Consider the following 16,171-nt stretch of genomic DNA (forward strand, 5'->3'; position numbering starts at 1 on the left):
TCATGTGCGTAAGCACACTCCCTTCGCCCTTACTCTCAGTTCCTTGCATCTGGGGTATTCTACAAAGTCCCTGCAGAAAAAGCGGTGCTTTTTCTGCGAAAGACCATTTTGCAAAGGTCTTCACGATACAAAGGGGGGCTGTGCCGGATCCGGTACAGCCCCCCTTTTTTGCATGACGGGCATGTCATACATCTGTGGTGAAAGTCCACTCGTGGCGTAGTTACCAACGGACCCCATAGTGACTTGCAAGTTTCAAGGGGCGCCTCTTGGGAGAGAATAAGCAATAGCGAACTCGTGGCCTGACGAACAGAGACCTAATATTAAGGCGTATTAAGCGGACTAGCTTGCCAAAGGCGGTGAAGATCCAAAAGGCAATCGTAACCTTGATGCGTAAATTAGGCAGGTAAACGATGAAAGGTGTAAGGCTTATCCCGTGAGGCCTTGGCAGTCCATTAAGGGATAGTAACAACGAATGTCGAGGAGTCAGCAGAGGTCGAAGTAGCCGTTCTTGAGTAGAACAAGGCAAAGGACCGAATAATTTGTAATGTCAATCAAGAATGTATGTTCCGATTTTTTTTTTTTTTTTTGCTGACGAGTGGCAACGGCCAAAACGTCAATGGGAGCGTCCACAAAGAGCTAGACGCGTATCCATCGGAAGTGGAAATCAAGAAAGACGGAAGATGAAACTAATCGAACATGATTAGACACACTTTGAAAACGAATTAAGCCGCCGTATGCCGAACGGCAGGTGTGGTGGGGTGAGAGGGAAGGAAACGAAAGTAGGTCAGAAAACTTTCGTTTCCCGACCTACTTGATTCTGTTAATCTGAGATGAGGAATTTATTTCTCTCTCTTATATTTAGCGATGAGTTCTTTTAATATAGATAGTATGTCATCAAGAGGAACCCCACTGCGTTCGCTCATCATGGCAATAGTTGCTTTAGGAATGATGATGCGTGCAAGGGGCGAATTGAGCATTTTGAAAGCAGAGTTCATACTTGGCAAGTCTTTCCGTAGTTGTGGGTAATTCTTTAACAAATCCTGTAAGCGAGTGTTGGCAGAGAGTTCCATTGTCAAGACTTCTTTTGTAACAGGCGTATCGTTTGGAGTACAACTTTGAGCCTCCTTTGATTTTACTACTTGTGTATCATTCGACCAGGTCAGTAGCGTTCGTGAACCTTGAAGCTCTCGAATGCGACTACAATCTTGCATCATTTCGAGTACACCTCTGAATCTTCCTTCTGCATCACGCACGGCTACATAATAGATATAGATGAACACGCCTGGCTTGTTAATCCAAAAATCTACACTATCTTGCTCACCTGAACGGAATTTGGCTATAATTTCCTCAACAAGGTGGACGCTGGTGCGCGGATGACAGTTCTTTACATCACGTCCGATAACATTCTTGCTACGTGGGAAGATGCGGTGGTTGGTATCTGAATAAAAACGAACAAGTTCGTTTTCATCCACATAAGATATATCTATAGGGAGATGCTGGTATATGAGATTGATTTGTTCGAGAGAGAGTTTGCCTGTCGTAACATCGAAAACTCGGTCTGCATCGTTTCCTCCAAGCTCATATTTACCAAGAAGTGCAGATAGCTCTGAGACAAAACCATCAGGGACTGTTGTTGGCTGGGTTTCTGTTTTATCCGTATTTTGGAATCCTTCTACATCAATCCATGCAAAGCCAATTTCGTAATCTCCGGAACGCATCTGTTCGAATTCTTCAGGAGTAATCATTGCCAAAGCAGTTGGGTAGAGTACAGATTCTTCTTTCTGTAAAAGGTCCTGCACATCTGCCACAATGGTAGGTTGCATTGCCAAAAATTCTTCTTCTTTATCTTCCTCAAGAAGTTTTTTGGCATCACGTATTTCGTCTCGTACAAAGTCATCGAGCAGCCACATCGTAGTCGTGGGACGGTCAAATCCTTTCTGTTCGAGTATGGAGTAGAGCTGGTTCTGCTTACGTGAAAGGTGAGTGCGAAAAGCCTCTATTTGGTCGTACAATTCAAGCCACTGATTCTTAATAACCGGATATTGTACAAGATCTTCTATGGAGAGCATAAGTCGATGCATTTCATCGTTCTCTCTATAGTAGCACATGATGGGGTGATTAGGAGGAAGATTTGGGCGACTGGTGTCCATCACTTCATCAAACAGCTCAATCATTTTTTGAATGTCCTCCTTGCGACACTCATTCTCTTCGATGGTTTTGAGTTCCTGTTCTGCCAATGCTATTTCATAAGGGCGGATTTTCCCAACTTGCTTTCTTATTCGGGCTCTGCCCTCTTCCAATGAAATATCTCCTCGTTGGTATGCTTCTTTAATCTCGAGTGTTTTTCTGAGTTTCTCAAGGTCTACACTAGGCAGATATTTTTTCATGTCCATAGTATTGTATTATTGTCTATTGATGAGGTAAACGAAAAAATCACTCTCTTCTATGGCTTTTATGCTTACATAAGCCTCGCCGGGGAAATGTAGAACAATGCCTGTGTCGATACGATGTACCTCGGTGTCGTCAAGAGTGACCTCTACAGTTCCTTTCACTATGGTGAAGAATACTTCCCGTCCTTTATGGTCGTGTGAAGGTATTTCTTCTCCGCTTTTCAGATGCAAGTGTACAAGCATGAGTTCCTTGTTGTTAACAACCTTTCCTAATGCATTGATTTCCTGCCCGATGGGATTGATTACTTGTTTCATGATTCTTCTTTTTGTTTATTATTGTATATAATTTTAATATGACATTTGGTACGAAGCAACCACCGATAAAATAATCGTTCTGATAACTTGATTAAAGTCCGTCGTTACCGCTTGAGCTATCCACTTCATTAGGGTTGGACGTTGGTTTTGCCTTGCCTTTTTGGGCTTTGGGCCCTGTCTGCTCGTAGATCACGTGGGTAAGCGTAGAGTACTTCTTCAACGAGTTGAACCACAAGTTTTTCAATATGTTTTTGCACATTGAAAACCTCAGTAGAAGACACGTTCTCGCTCTTGAATGATGATGGCAATGTCCCCAATCGCCGAACTTTACGATGTCGCCATTCGTCACGATGTCGCGGGAACCTCTGTGGCATAGTTCAAGATGGCTTCTACTTCCTGAAGGTTAAATGTGGTGGACTTCGCCACACGTCAGCAAAAACAGCAGGACTCCACACGATGTCTGCTCGTTGACTTGGGCAATCTGAAGGTCTTGCCCGATTGAGGTCCGATGCTTATTTTACATTCTATAAGAACGAATTGTAAGGGTTTATTTGCCATAACTTTACCGTGTTTTCTTTTTTGCCCTCCTTAGTCAAGTCGGAGGTGCTGGTTTTCGGAAAAGTTTACCATGTTGTTACAACTCAAAGATAATACAAGTTTTCTACGGGAAAAAGATTCTCGCAAGAAAAATTTCCACTTACATTCCATCCACTGATGCAACTTCTCAAGATTGATGTTTTTGATGACTTCGCAGGGTGTTTTTTTGTATGACGGGCATGTCATACATCTGTGGTGAAAGTCCACATATGGCGTAGTTGCCTTCGAACTCCATAGAGACTAGCAAGTTTCAAGGGGTGCCCCTTGGGCGAGAAGAAACAATCGCAAACTCGTGGCCTGACGGACAGAAACCTAATACTAAGGCGTATCAAGCGGATAAGCAGGCAAAAGGCAGTGAAGATCCAAAATGCAATCGTAACCTTGATGCGTAAATTAGGCAGGTAAACGATGAAAGATGTAAGGCTATCCCGTGAGACTTCGGCAGTCCTCAAGGATAGTAACAACGAATGCTGAGGAGTCCGCAGAGGTTGAAGTAGCCGTTCTCAAGCAGAACAAGGTGAAGGACCGAATAATTCGCAACGTCAATCAAGAATGTATGTCCCGATGTTTTTTTCTGACGAGTGGCAACGGTCAAAACGTCAATGGGAGCGTCCACAAAGAGCTAAGCACGTATCAATAGGGGGCGGAAATCAAGAAAGACGGAAGATGAAACTTATCGAACATGATTAGATACTCTTTGAAAACGAATTAAACCGCCGTATGCCGAACGGCAGGTACGATGGTGTGAGAGGGAAGGAAACGAAAGTAGGTCAGAAAACTATCGTTTCCCAACCTACTCGATTTTATTCCTCTGTCCCGTCAGTTGATCGCACACGCCGGCACCTCGGGGAGGTCGCTCAGCCCTGCACGCAGCTCCTCATCGGTGGGCGAGCCACCGGTGAGCGTGTGGCGGATGAACTGCTCGTAGGCTGAGATCTCGAGCTGACCGTGGCCCGAGAGGCAGAAGAGGATCGTCTCAGCCTTCGCCTCCCTCTTGCACCGCTCCGCCTCGCGGATCGCTCCGGCGATGGCGTGGCAGCTCTCAGGGGCGGGGATGATCCCCTCCGTCCGGGCGAAGAGCATCCCGGCACGGAAGCTCTCTATCTGATCCACGTCCATCGCCTCTATATAGCCGTCCCTGAGCAGCTGAGAGAAGGCTGACCCGCCGCCGTGGTAGCGCAGTCCTCCGGCGTGGATGGCGGAGGGGACGAAGCTGTGCCCCAGCGTGTACATCGGGATGAGCGGTGTGTAGCCCGCCTCGTCACCATAGTCGTAGGCGAAGCGCCCTCGCGTGAGCTTAGGACAGGAGCTCGGCTCCACCGCTATGTATCGAGTGGTGGCGTCATCGCAGAAGGTGTGGCGCAGGAAGGGGAAGATCATCCCGCTGAAGTTGGATCCGCCACCGAAGCAGGCGATCACCACATCCGGCTGCTCTCCAGCCAGCGCCATCTGTCGCTCCGCCTCCAGGCCGATGACCGTCTGGTGCAGTCCCACGTGGTTCATCACCGACCCGAGGAGGTACTTGGTATTGGGCGTGGTGCGTGCCAGCTCTATCGCCTCGGAGATCGCCATACCGAGGGAGCCGGGGTTGTCAGGGTCTCGCGTCAGCACATCCTTCCCCGCCCGGGTGCTCATGCTCGGCGAGGGGGTGAGCTGAGCACCGTAGACCTGCATCATCGTCCGGCGTGAGGGCTTCTGCTCGTAGCTCACGCGCACCTGATAGATGGCGCACTCCAGTCCGAAGATCCTACTGGCGAGAGATAGCGCACTGCCCCACTGACCGGCGCCGGTCTCTGTGGTGACGTTGGTGACGCCCTGCTCCTTGGCGTAGTAAGCCTGGGCGAGCGCGCTATTGAGCTTGTGCGAGCCGCAGGGACTGCCGCCCTCGTCCTTGAAGTAAATGTGCGCCGGCGTGTCGAGTGCCCGCTCCAGCTCATTGGCACGTACGAGCGGTGTACTGCGGTACATCCGGTACTTCTCCCTCACCTCCTCCGGTATCGCTATCCAGGCATCGCTCTGATTGAGCTCCTGCCGTGCCGACTCCTCGACAAATATCGGGTAGAGGTCCTCGGCGGTGATCGGTCGGAGACTCTTCGGGTCGAGCATGGGGAGCGGTTTAGTCGGCATCTCAGCCTGGATATTGTACCACTCTGTGGGGATCTCGCTCTCGGGGAGGATGATTTTCTTTTGCTTCATGATGTTTCCTTTCTCTGAAAAAGGGGAAAAATTGTATCTCGGGATGGGATCTTGCAGCGATGAAGATGGGTGCAAGATCCCATTGATATGGAGGTAAAATAAAGGAGCAGGAGACAACCGGCGTACCGGATGTCTCCTGCTCTTGTATGGTATCGGGATTTCTCTCCCGTCCCTATGAGTCTCTTAGATCATACCTATAGAGACATCAGCAGTCCTGCTCCGGTATACAGTCGTATATCGGTGCCACCACCAGCGATTGAGCGTGCTGCTCAGCGGTCTGAGGGCAAGGACTGACATGGTAGGGTCTTGGGATTAGCGAAGCTTGAAGGTCACAGGGAGATTGAAGCGGCAGCGAACCGGCTTACCGGTCTGCATACCGGGCTTCCACTTCGGCATGGACTCCACGACGCGGACGGCCTCCTTATCGAGAGAGGGGTCTACACCGCGGGCAATCTTTACGTTGGAGACAGAGCCGTCGCGCTCTACGACGAAGCTGACCATTACCTTACCCTGGATGTTATTCTCAGCGGCGATAGCCGGGTACTTCACGTGGTCATTGAGCCACTTCAACATAGCTTTCTGACCGCCGGGGAACTGAGGCATCTCCTCGAGGAACTCGAAGATCTGCTCCTCCTCTACCTTCTCCTGCTTACGTCCCTGCTGTGCAGGTGCCGGCGGAGTAAAGGTCTGCTGCAGCTTGTCAAAGGAGTCGTCCACAGAGGCGATCTCCACATCGGCAACCTCGACGTCATCCTCGACGACCTGGAGGATCTCCACATTCACCGGAGCCTCCTCGGGCTCGGGGGGTGGGGGAGGGGTCTCGTCGGGTGGCGTAATCATAATGTCCTCGACTTCCTCGATGACTGCGTCAGACTGTACATCGTCCACCTTGACATCGTGCGTACCCCACTCAAAGGCTACAAACACGAGACCCAGGGAGACGAGCAATCCCATCAAGAAGTACGTGCCCTTGTTTTTCTCAAGGTCAGCACGCTTAGTCTTCTTGACCTGACGGTCCTCGACGTTCATGTTATTGCTCATGCTACTTGTAAGTTATAGAGTTTTTTGTTGGTTTCGTCATACTCCTCCGTAGCCGCAGCTACGGACTTGTCCACAAATGTACTCTTTTTATTGAGAAAACAAAGCACATCCGAGGGAGAAATACCTTTTTACCTCCTACTACCGCTGTATATCGATATGTAGTAAAGCAGGGTGGCGAGCGATCCCACTGCCGCAATCACGTAGGTGTAGGCGGCGCTGCGTAGCGCGCTGACGGCGTACTTGTGGTCCTCAGGACCGGTGACCCCGCTTCGCTCCAGCCAGCTGAGGGCGCGACGGCTGGCGTCGATCTCCACCGGTAGGGTGACGAAGCTGAAGAGCGTCGTCGCCGCAAAGAGGATGATCCCGAAGAGGAGCAGCTGGGGGAAGACCCGTACCAATAGCAGCCCGGCGAGCAGTACGAAGCTGAGGATATTGGAGGAGAAGGTGACCACCGGCACCAGGGCTGTCCGCAGGCGGAGCATGCTGTACCCCACGTGGTGCTGCAGCGCATGACCGGTCTCGTGAGCCGCTACGGCAGCAGCGGCGACGCTCCTCGAGGAGTAGACTCCCTCGCTGAGGTTGATCGTACGGTCGCCGGGGTTGTAGAAGTCTGTCAGCATCCCTCGAGTCGGTCGCACCTCCACATCGGTGATGCCGCTCTCGCGGAGCATCTTCTCTGCCACCTCCTTGCCGGTGAGCCCGTCGTGGAGGGGGATCTTGCTGTACTTGCGGAACTTTGACGTCAGGCTCTTCTGGATGATCATCCCGACGATCATCACCACGAAGAGGAGGATCCAGAGGAGTGTGCTTGAGGAGCCAGTCATAGTGGATCAGATCTCTCTCAGGATGATGGTCTGCTTGCGGTCCGGACCGACAGAGACGATGGAGATGGGCGCTCCCAGCTCCTGCTCGATGAAGTGCATGAAGGAGGTGAAGGCCTCCGGCAGATCCTCGGCTCGTGTGATGCCGGTGAGGTCGCTCTTCCAGCCGGGCAGGGTGGTGTAGATCGGCTCGATCTCGGCATTGATGTCAAAGGGGTACTCTGTCGTCTCCTTCCCATTGACCCGGTACTTCGTGCAGACCTTGATCTCATCAAAGCCTCCCAGCACATCGCCCTTGGTCATGATCAGGTCGGTGACGCCGCTGAGCATAGTGGTGTACTTGAGCGTCACGAGGTCGATCCAGCCACAGCGGCGCTTCCGTCCGGTGACAGCACCGTACTCGTGCCCCACGCGGCTCATCTCGTCCCCGGTCTCATCGAAGAGCTCTGTCGGGAAGGGTCCCTCGCCGACGCGGGTGCAGTAGGCCTTGAAGATCCCAAATACCCTCCCGATACGGGACGGTGCCACGCCGAAGCCGGCACAGCAGCCCGAGGCGATCGTGGTGGAGGAGGTGACGAAGGGGTAGGAGCCGTAGTCGATGTCCAGCAGGCTGCCCTGCGCTCCCTCGGCGAGTACTCGCTTGCCCTCGCCGAGGGCGTCATTGACAAAGTACTCGCAGTTGATCAGCTTGTAGGCTCTCAGCTTCTCAATGGCGTCAAAGAACTCTCTCTCCAGCTCGGCAAAGGAGGCCTCCTGGAGAGGGTCGTGACCCAGCAGGTCGCACAGCATGCGGCGATGACGCTCCCGGTGTGCCTCATACTTGGCGCAGAAGTCCGGAGTCTCGATGTCACCGACGCGGAGACCATTGCGGCTGATCTTATCGGTGTAGGTCGGGCCGATGCCCTTGCCGGTGGTGCCGATCTTGGTGCTCCCCTTGTCCTGCTCATTGGCAGCGTCGAGGAGACGATGGGTTGGCAGTATGAGGTGGGTCTTGCGGGCGATGCGCAGCCGCTCGTGGAGCACCACACCGGCCTCCTCAAGCTCCTCGGCCTCCTTGGCGAAGAGGATCGGGTCGAGCACCACACCGTTACCGATGATATTGACCGACCCGCTCTGGAAGACTCCCGATGGCACCGATCTCAGGACGTGGGTCTTGCCCTCGATCTCCAGCGTGTGACCGGCATTGGGGCCACCCTGGAAGCGCCCGACGATATCGTAATGGGGGGTCAGTACATCGACCACCTTTCCCTTTCCCTCATCGCCCCACTGCAGTCCCAGCAGGACATCTACCTTATTATCCATAGCTCAGTATCTATTATCTATCTTACTATATCTGTGAGTACAAATATAGCAATTTCGCCACTCTTTCATTCGCAACGGAGTCCGAGAGGGCGAAAACGCTCTCTCGGACTCCTCGCTCTGTCTTGCCGGTGCCGATAGACCTACTTCGCTATCACTTCCACCCTCTCCTCCTTAAAGTCCAGTCTCAGTGTGATGAGGAGAGGACCCCTGTCCGGACGCTTGATGATCTTGTCGCCGATCCGGATGCTCTGCAGTACGAAGACGCTGTCCATGTAGTATCCCTCCCGTCCATGAGCGAAGGTCATGGTGCACTCAAGAGGAATGCTCTGAGTCTTGTAGGCAATCTTGATGCGAGACTTGACGGTTCCTTTTCTCTCTCCTTTCATCACGGAAGAGGGGACGGGTGCCATAAAGTCGATGTAGCAGTCATTTCCCTTGGTGACAAAGGAGTAGGGGATCCGGCTGCCGCCTCGCTCGCTATCAAAGATCATCAGATTTCTGACGAGGGCATCGTTCATAACCTGCTTCCCCATCCAGTCTTCCAGCCGGATCGCCACGTCTGTCATCTTGACCCCGTGTGGCTCGGACATGTCGATCGGCTTGCCGGTCCCGCCCTTGCAGGAGAGCAGTGAGGAGAGGAGGATCAGTCCGAGGGATAGTCTGAGGATAAGGTTTCTCTTCATGGGATAGTGCTTGTTTAGTGGTTGGTAAGTACTCGGGAGAAGTGATGACTTAGCTGATCGGCTCCTCTCACGACAAAGATAGGCAATAATCCGATCTGCGACCGGTCTTTTCTAATACCGATATTAGTGAAGTCTAATATCGGTATTAGGGAAATCTAATATCGGTATTAGATCCGGCGGACCTCCACGTCCTGCCGGTCAGACTATTGTGTGGGGGCGCCGAGCAGCCGCTCAGAGGACGGTGAAGCTGATGCGCCAGGTCGCCATAATGCCGAAGCCCTGGAGCCGCATCGCCGTGTAGTCGTTGGTCCGCTCGTTGTAGGTCATAGACATGACGTTTCGGTAGTTGGTGATATTCTGCAGGTCGAGACCAAACTCCTCCGTGATCCGTCTCCCCGGGTGGCGGAAGCCCAGCTTGATATCGGTACGGAAGTAAGGCTTCATCCGGAGGGTGTTGCTCCGCTCGGCATCGAGGACGGGGCGCTTCTCGGCTGCGGACTGCTCCCTCAGGAGTGGCGTATAGCGCATCCCTCCGGCGACGGTACTCTTGAGGTCCGCCGTGAGGGTCCACGACTTGCTGATGGCGTACTCTCCGCCGCCGGTGAGATTGAGGATGTACCCGCCGTCCATTGCCGTGTGCCACCGCTTGGAGGAGGGACCGGTGGTGTAGGTGGAGCTGAAGAGGGTCGCATTGGTGAGGAGGTAGTAATTCTTGGAGATAAATTTCTCCAGCGTCAGCTCCACACCGACGTTTCGCCCAGTGCCACGATTGACGAGACTTGGCAGCGGGACGATGCTATTGTCGTCCGTGACTCCGACATTGAGCATACTCCAGGCGGAGGTGGGATCCTGCTGCACCGGGATGTCAAAGAGATGCTGGTAGTAGCCCTCCACCTTGAGGTGCCAGTCGGGGGCAAAGGCCCAGTCGTAGTAGGCGTCCGCATGCCAAGCACGGGACGGCTTGAGGTCCCTATTGGTCTCCTCGTCCGAACCTGGGATGCGGGCGAAGTAGAAGGTCCGCGGCTGGAGCTGGCTGTAGAGCCCTCCCGCCAGTCCGAGGATATGGGACGGCGCCGGCTCGTACATAAGTCCCAGACGCGGCTCGAGAGTCTTATGTGTATTGAGTGTCGTCATCATACCGTGGAGTCCGGCGGTGAGAGCCCAGCGCTGAGACGGCTTGTAGCGATACTGACCATAGAGACGTCCCACACCAAATCGCCCCTTCTCGCTTACCGTGCCCGCATCCGTTGCTATCGGTATGTCGGCGTGGTAGTCCACCTGATAGATATCGCCTGTCGCTCCCGCCACCACGAGAGAGGAGAGGTCGGGGTGCCAGGTGAGGTCGGTGTGGAGGGAGTACTTGATCTCCTTGGAGGTATCCTTCATTACCTGCTCGTAGTTGTCGGTCAGCTCTCCACTCTCCTTGAGTTGCTTCCTGACGTCGAGGTCAAGGGCGGTACGGACGAGAGAGAGGGTGGTACGCTGCTGCACCTGCTTGCTCCAGCGGGCATCGTGGGTGAGACCGATGATGAGGTTGCTGCTGCCCTCGTCGATGAGCTGATTGTAGCTGTCGAGCGCCCCCTCGTCCTCTATGTCGATCATGCCGTCCTCGGTCGACACCAGCTTCTCCGTATTGATCTTGATGAAGCTCTTCCCCCAGAGGGTCATGAGGGAGAGGCTGTGCCGGTCGTCGGCGTGGAGATTGACCTTGAGGGTCAGGTCCTGATACTCCGGCACGGCGGGGAGCTTCATCAGCTTCAGTCCGCTCATAATCCGCGGCACGGAGTATCTATAAGAAATGAGATAATTGGACTCGCGTCCTCCCGGGATCGGTCCCTCGAAGCCCAGCTCAAGACCGCCGTAGCCTGTCTGCAGCCACCCCTCGTGGTGTGCGGTGTTGCCGGGGCGCATCGTCAGGTCAAAGATGCCGGAGAGGGCGTTGCCGAAGGGGGCCGGCCAGGCGCTGAGGTGGAAGTCAGAGTTGGTCAGCAGGTTGGTATTGATCATCGAGACCTGCCCGCCCGTGAGGCCGATGCCGGCATTGAAGTGATTGAGATTGGGCACCTCGATGCCGTCGAGGACCCACTGCAGACCTATGGGGCTATTGCCACGGATGATGATGTCATTGCGGCTGTCGTTGGCGGGCATGACACCGGCAAAGCTCCGCACCATACGTGCCGGGTCACCGAGCGAGGAGGCAAAGCGGTAGGTCTCATCGGTGCTGAAGCTCCGCCCTCCGGCAAAGCTCAGCGGGTCGAGCGTCTTGCTCTTGTCGTAGGGTGCGGAGACCACCACCTCGCCCAGCACGACATCAAGGGGCTCCAGCTCTACATCGAGGACCGTCTCCTTAGTCGGCAGCACGGTGACTGACAGCTCGCGGCTCAGGAAGCCGATGCTCCGCACCTCGATCGTATGGCGCCCAATGGGTGCACGGAGCTCAAAGGTGCCGTCCTCTCCTATCGTGGTGTAGACCAAGGGGTCTGTTCCCCGGACGAGGATCGTGGCGGCGGTGATGGGTGCATTGGGGTTGGAGCTCGTGACCCTACCCCTGACGGTCCCCTGCCCGAGGCCGACCAAGGGAAGGAGAAGGAGGATGCCGAGCAGCAGGATGGCTTGACGACTGAATGACGACATAGCAGTACTATTCTGAGTGATGTGTTCCGATGACTTAATGCCCCAAAGTTCGCTCCTTCTTATGACAAATCGGTTTCTTTGCCGTTACATACTCAGGCTCTTTCAGAGTTATGCATTTCTCAGGGAGTCACCGGTGTGAGACTTCAGCCTAATGGACAGCCGTCCTTACTCTGCCGCAAGGTGCTGATACGCATAGGGGTATGACTATATGGGGAAAATAGTGTATTATTGCACGCTCCCAACCAAAGAAGCTGAGCAGGATCAAGGGATATGTCCAATAGAGTGAAGCATTTGCCTCAAGGAGAAGCGAAGTCCAAGAGGATCATCAAAATCGTCACCTGGAGTCTCCTCGTGGTGGTGATGGTGCTGGTCGTCCGCTTTGTTGCCTCGGTGGACTTCTCTGCGCTGGGGGACCTGCTCCGGAAGACCCCGGTGATGCTCCCCTTAGTCGTCCTGATGTCCTTTATCTCCTATGCAGCCTCCAATGTCGCGTGGAACCTCTGTCTCAGCGTCGACGGGGAGCGGAGCCTGCCCTTCTGGAGGCTCTTTGTCTACCGACTGATAGGTGACATGCTCGCCCCCTTTAATCCCACCGGCATAGTGGCCGGGGAGACGGTGAAGGTGATGCTGATGCGGCGTGACGGGATCTCTGTCGAGCATGCTCTCAGCTCCGTCCTCACCCATAGGGGGCTGGTGATCCTTGCCAACGTCCTCATGACGATCGTGTCAGTCTTCTATATCCTGATGGGGAGTGCGATACGTGGGACTCAAGGCGTACTGGTCGCTCTCGGCACGGTGGCGGTGATGGCCTTTATCTTTTATGGTCTCTTCCGCCTGCTGGTCCATCCCCGCCTGCTGATCGGTCGGACGGTGGAGAGCCTGGCTCGGAGGACGCAGTGGTCCCTCCTCTCCGAGGAGCGGATCCGCAAGACCTACGCCGCCAATCTCGAGGCGGCACGGTTTTTTCACCGACACAAGCATCGCTTTTGCCTCACGCTGGGACTCTGTATGGTCCATTGGGTCTTCGGGGCGATGGAGTTTTTCGTCATCTTCACCACGCTGGGACTTAACGTCACCGTGATGGGTGCTATAGCTGTGGAGATGGGCGTGGGGGTCTTCAAGACCCTCGGGTCGGTCATCCCCGGGCAGCTGGGTATCGAGGAGTACGGGAATAAGGTGATGCTCGACCTCATCGGTGTGCAGAGCAATGAGGTGTGGCTCGCTGCCTCGCTCATGAGGCGAGGGCGTCAGCTCTTCTGGCTCGCAGTGGCGGGGATCGCCTCGCTCGTGGTCTATCGCCGTCATCCGGCAGTGCGGAGTGGGGAGTAGACCTATCTTTACTATGAATTACTCTGATATCCATGATCGGAAAGAAGCCTGAGATCCTCTGTATCTCGCATAAGTATCCCCCCTCCACCGGAGGGATGGAGCGGCAGAGCTATGAGCTCATCAAGGGGCTGAAGACCTACTACAAGGTCCACTCCTTCACCTATAAGAAAGGGGACCAATCCAAGGTGGTCTGGCTCGCTGCGCTCAAGCGTCACATCATGGAGTGCCTCGAGAGTCATCCCGGGATACGGCTGATCCACCTCAATGATGGGGCGATGGCCTCCGCCTCGCTCTGGATGCAGAAGGAGCTCAACATCCCTGTTGTCGTCACTTATCACGGGCTGGATGTCACCTTTCCGCTGGACTTTTATCAGGATAAGCTCATCCCCAAGCTGGAGCAGTACAGTGCGGCAATCTGTGTCAGCGAGTACACCCGCCAGCAGTGCCTCAAGCGAGGATTTGACTCCGAACACACCTATACGGTGCCCAATGGCGTCGATGTGTCGCTGGCAGATAAGCCCGATCGTCGGGAGGAGATCACAGAGGAGCTGCTGTCGCAAGGAGTGGACGTGCGAGGCAAGCGTGTGATCATCGCCAGTGGTCGCTCTGTGAAGCGGAAGGGCTTCTCGTGGTTTATCAAGAATGTGTTGCCCTCTCTTGGCCCCGATGTGGTGCTGCTGATGACCGGACCACGGCGACAGGAGCAGTCCTTCATGCAGTCTGTGACGCGCTATATACCGTGGAATGACCTGCGTCTCTTCCTCGGGGCGCCCACCGATGAGGCAGAGCTGGATGAGCTGCTGGAGACGACCCCCGGCGTCTATCACCTGGGGCGGGTCTCCTTTGAGGACCTCATGTCGCTCTACTCGCTGGCGGACCTCTTCGTGATGCCCAATATCCCTGTCGAGGGGGACCAGGAGGGATTTGGCCTTGTCGCTCTCGAGGCAAGTGTGCGGGGGACCTGGGTCGTTGCTTCAGGCATAGAGGGCATTACCGAGGCGGTGATCGAGGGTGCCAATGGCACTCTCCTTCCTCCCGAGGATCCCGACCGCTGGGTCGCCAAGATCCGCGAGCTCCTCTCTATGCCACAGCAGGAGCTGGCGGAGTGGGGCAGGCGAGGGCAGTCCTACACCACCGACCACTTCTCGTGGGACCGTATGGTCGATGGCTACAAGACCGTCTTTGACCGCTACATATAGAGACTGTTGCACGAAGGCGATCTGCTGCGTTGCTTTCGGAATTCGGTCTCGGTCACGTACGTGAGTACGCTCCTTTCGGTCTCATCCTCAGCGCCTTGCATCTCATCCTTCGTGCAAAGTCTCAGCACATTTGAAACAAATGTGCGAGAATGGCACTTCGTGCAACATTCTCATATAGTCTGTCATAGAGACTTAAGAGAGGGAGATGTGGAGCTACGATCGGCATCTCCCTTTTCTCTACAAAAGCGTGCCAGGTATGCGAAGATAGAGTTCGCAGTCACTGGGTACCTTTGCGACAATCAATCACTAACCACTACATCCAGCCTTCATCTCGAGTAAGCAACGGTCTCCTGATGCACGATCAATCTTTATCTACAGACAATCCACTTACCCTTGCCCTATGCCTGCCAATAAGAACGCTATGACGCGGTACAAGATCCTCGATGATCTGCTCAGTAACCGCTATCGCCATTACTCCCTGGACGATCTCACCGAGGAGGTGAGTGAGCGACTGGCGGAGGTGGACCCAAGTACGGATGGTGTGTGTCGGAGGACCATCGAGAAGGACCTACGGTATCTCGAGTATGAGAGTCCATTTATGGTGGAGCTGGAGCGATACAGCGTATCGACCTATGACCATGAGCGGGGCGGAAGTATCTCCAAGCGATGTGTCCGGTATGCGGACTCTTCATTCTCCATATTTAAGAAGGAGCTGAGCGATGACGAGAAGTATCTGCTGCGGGAGGTCCTGTCGATCCTGGGTCAGCTTGATGGCCTGCCGGACCTGGAGGGGCTGGAGAGTCTTCGTCAAGGGCTCCGTGTGCCGGAGGAGCAACCTAAGATCCTCTCCTTTAGCAAGAATCCCTTGGCCAACTCCAAGCTCCTCGGGCAGCTCTTTACCGCCATCTCTCACCGGGTGGTGGTCTCTCTGAGCTACCACACCTTTGCTGCACCGGATGATGTGCGCTCCATAGGGCTCTCCCCATACTTATTGCGTGAGTATAATAGGCGGTGGTTCGTCTTTGGGGCAGTGGCGGACGGGACGATGCTCTGCTTTGCCCTTGATCGGATAGATCGTCTGGAGCTGCTGACCTCTGAGACGTATAGGGATTGTGAGGTGGATATGAGTGACTACTTCAGTGAGGTGATCGGTGTGACGGTCGATCGTGACAGCCCGCTGAGGGAGATCCTCTTCTGGGTGAGTGATCAGTCGATGGACTACGTCTCCACCAAGCCGCTCCATCAGTCGCAACGGCAGGTCGCTTTGGCAGAGGAGGAGAGCCTGAGGGTCGACTGGCCGAGCCTCGCTGGTGGACGCTTCTTCAGGATCACCTGTCGGGAGAATTATGAGCTATTCCGTGAGCTGACCTCCTTTGGAGAGCACTTGATCGTGCTGTCACCGAGTGAGGTGAGGCAAAAAATCAAGAATAGGATAGAAAACATGACTTTTCGCTACGGAGAGTCTGAGGTGCGAAGATAGGGTTCGCAGAGGTGGTCTACCTTTGTATCACAAAATGAGCGGGAGGCCTCTGTGGGAGGCTGTTGGATGATCGCAGTGGCGATCTGATCAGCTTAGGTCGCACATCTCTTACTGACGGAGTGCGCATCCTCTCCCGGGTTGAGACCTTTGCATAATACCCCATCTGCGGCGTCACATTCGAGAT

11 protein-coding genes and 1 pseudogene are annotated in these 16,171 nt (G+C 54.4%); 3 read left to right on the plus strand and 9 right to left on the minus strand.

Annotated features, from left to right (window positions below):
- Window positions 1–839: 839 nt before the first annotated feature.
- The 9 genes and pseudogenes from HMPREF2890_RS03925 to HMPREF2890_RS03960 form a co-directional block, all read right to left on the minus strand.
- Window positions 840–2,393 (minus strand): PAS domain-containing protein, encoded by a 1,554-nt coding sequence (locus tag HMPREF2890_RS03925; protein WP_070465705.1) that lies wholly within the window; start codon window positions 2,391–2,393, stop codon window positions 840–842.
- A gap of 9 nt (window positions 2,394–2,402) precedes the next feature.
- Entirely contained in the window at window positions 2,403–2,705 is a 303-nt protein-coding gene (locus HMPREF2890_RS03930; protein WP_070465708.1) for a cupin domain-containing protein, read from the minus strand.
- A 91-nt stretch (window positions 2,706–2,796) separates the two neighbouring features.
- Window positions 2,797–3,263 (minus strand): annotated as a pseudogene (locus HMPREF2890_RS09265) (histidinol phosphate phosphatase).
- Window positions 3,264–4,121: 858 nt separating this feature from the next.
- Window positions 4,122–5,498, minus strand: coding sequence for a TrpB-like pyridoxal phosphate-dependent enzyme (locus tag HMPREF2890_RS03935; protein WP_070465711.1), 1,377 nt, complete (start codon window positions 5,496–5,498; stop codon window positions 4,122–4,124).
- 312 nt (window positions 5,499–5,810) lie between these two features.
- Window positions 5,811–6,539: an energy transducer TonB gene (locus HMPREF2890_RS03940; RefSeq protein WP_083289785.1), complete on the minus strand. Its 729-nt coding sequence runs from the start codon at window positions 6,537–6,539 to the stop codon at window positions 5,811–5,813.
- A 128-nt stretch (window positions 6,540–6,667) separates the two neighbouring features.
- Window positions 6,668–7,363, minus strand: a complete 696-nt coding sequence (locus HMPREF2890_RS03945) for a zinc metallopeptidase (protein ID WP_070465714.1) — start codon at window positions 7,361–7,363, stop codon at window positions 6,668–6,670.
- Window positions 7,364–7,369: 6 nt separating this feature from the next.
- Window positions 7,370–8,662, minus strand: a complete 1,293-nt coding sequence (locus tag HMPREF2890_RS03950) for an adenylosuccinate synthase (RefSeq protein WP_070465718.1) — start codon at window positions 8,660–8,662, stop codon at window positions 7,370–7,372.
- A 140-nt stretch (window positions 8,663–8,802) separates the two neighbouring features.
- Complete coding sequence (locus HMPREF2890_RS03955) at window positions 8,803–9,345, minus strand: hypothetical protein (protein WP_070465721.1); 543 nt, start codon at window positions 9,343–9,345, stop codon at window positions 8,803–8,805.
- Between the two features lie 231 nt (window positions 9,346–9,576).
- Entirely contained in the window at window positions 9,577–11,979 is a 2,403-nt protein-coding gene (locus HMPREF2890_RS03960; protein WP_070465724.1) for a TonB-dependent receptor, read from the minus strand.
- Between the two features lie 291 nt (window positions 11,980–12,270).
- Between HMPREF2890_RS03960 and HMPREF2890_RS03965 the strand changes: the two genes are divergently transcribed.
- From HMPREF2890_RS03965 to HMPREF2890_RS03975, 3 genes are all read left to right on the plus strand, one after another.
- Window positions 12,271–13,308: a lysylphosphatidylglycerol synthase transmembrane domain-containing protein gene (locus HMPREF2890_RS03965; RefSeq protein WP_070465728.1), complete on the plus strand. Its 1,038-nt coding sequence runs from the start codon at window positions 12,271–12,273 to the stop codon at window positions 13,306–13,308.
- Window positions 13,309–13,340: 32 nt separating this feature from the next.
- Window positions 13,341–14,507, plus strand: coding sequence for a glycosyltransferase family 4 protein (locus HMPREF2890_RS03970; RefSeq protein ID WP_070465731.1), 1,167 nt, complete (start codon window positions 13,341–13,343; stop codon window positions 14,505–14,507).
- Between the two features lie 400 nt (window positions 14,508–14,907).
- Window positions 14,908–15,987: a helix-turn-helix transcriptional regulator gene (locus HMPREF2890_RS03975; protein ID WP_070465733.1), complete on the plus strand. Its 1,080-nt coding sequence runs from the start codon at window positions 14,908–14,910 to the stop codon at window positions 15,985–15,987.
- The last annotated feature ends 184 nt before the right edge of the window (window positions 15,988–16,171 follow it).

This window comes from Porphyromonas sp. HMSC065F10, assembly GCF_001808555.1.
Classification (GTDB): Bacteria; Bacteroidota; Bacteroidia; order Bacteroidales; family Porphyromonadaceae; genus Porphyromonas_A.

Excerpts from the sequence above, each read along its gene's own strand:
- HMPREF2890_RS03925 (WP_070465705.1), bottom strand. The coding sequence starts at position 2,393 with ATGGACATGAAAAAATATCTGCCTAGTGTAGACCTTGAGAAACTCAGA.
- HMPREF2890_RS03930 (WP_070465708.1), bottom strand. The coding sequence starts at position 2,705 with ATGAAACAAGTAATCAATCCCATCGGGCAGGAAATCAATGCATTAGGA.
- HMPREF2890_RS03935 (WP_070465711.1), bottom strand. The coding sequence starts at position 5,498 with ATGAAGCAAAAGAAAATCATCCTCCCCGAGAGCGAGATCCCCACAGAG.
- HMPREF2890_RS03940 (WP_083289785.1), bottom strand. The coding sequence starts at position 6,539 with ATGAGCAATAACATGAACGTCGAGGACCGTCAGGTCAAGAAGACTAAG.
- HMPREF2890_RS03945 (WP_070465714.1), bottom strand. The coding sequence starts at position 7,363 with ATGACTGGCTCCTCAAGCACACTCCTCTGGATCCTCCTCTTCGTGGTG.
- HMPREF2890_RS03950 (WP_070465718.1), bottom strand. The coding sequence starts at position 8,662 with ATGGATAATAAGGTAGATGTCCTGCTGGGACTGCAGTGGGGCGATGAG.
- HMPREF2890_RS03955 (WP_070465721.1), bottom strand. The coding sequence starts at position 9,345 with ATGAAGAGAAACCTTATCCTCAGACTATCCCTCGGACTGATCCTCCTC.
- HMPREF2890_RS03960 (WP_070465724.1), bottom strand. The coding sequence starts at position 11,979 with ATGTCGTCATTCAGTCGTCAAGCCATCCTGCTGCTCGGCATCCTCCTT.
- HMPREF2890_RS03970 (WP_070465731.1), top strand. The coding sequence starts at position 13,341 with ATGATCGGAAAGAAGCCTGAGATCCTCTGTATCTCGCATAAGTATCCC.
- HMPREF2890_RS03975 (WP_070465733.1), top strand. The coding sequence starts at position 14,908 with ATGCCTGCCAATAAGAACGCTATGACGCGGTACAAGATCCTCGATGAT.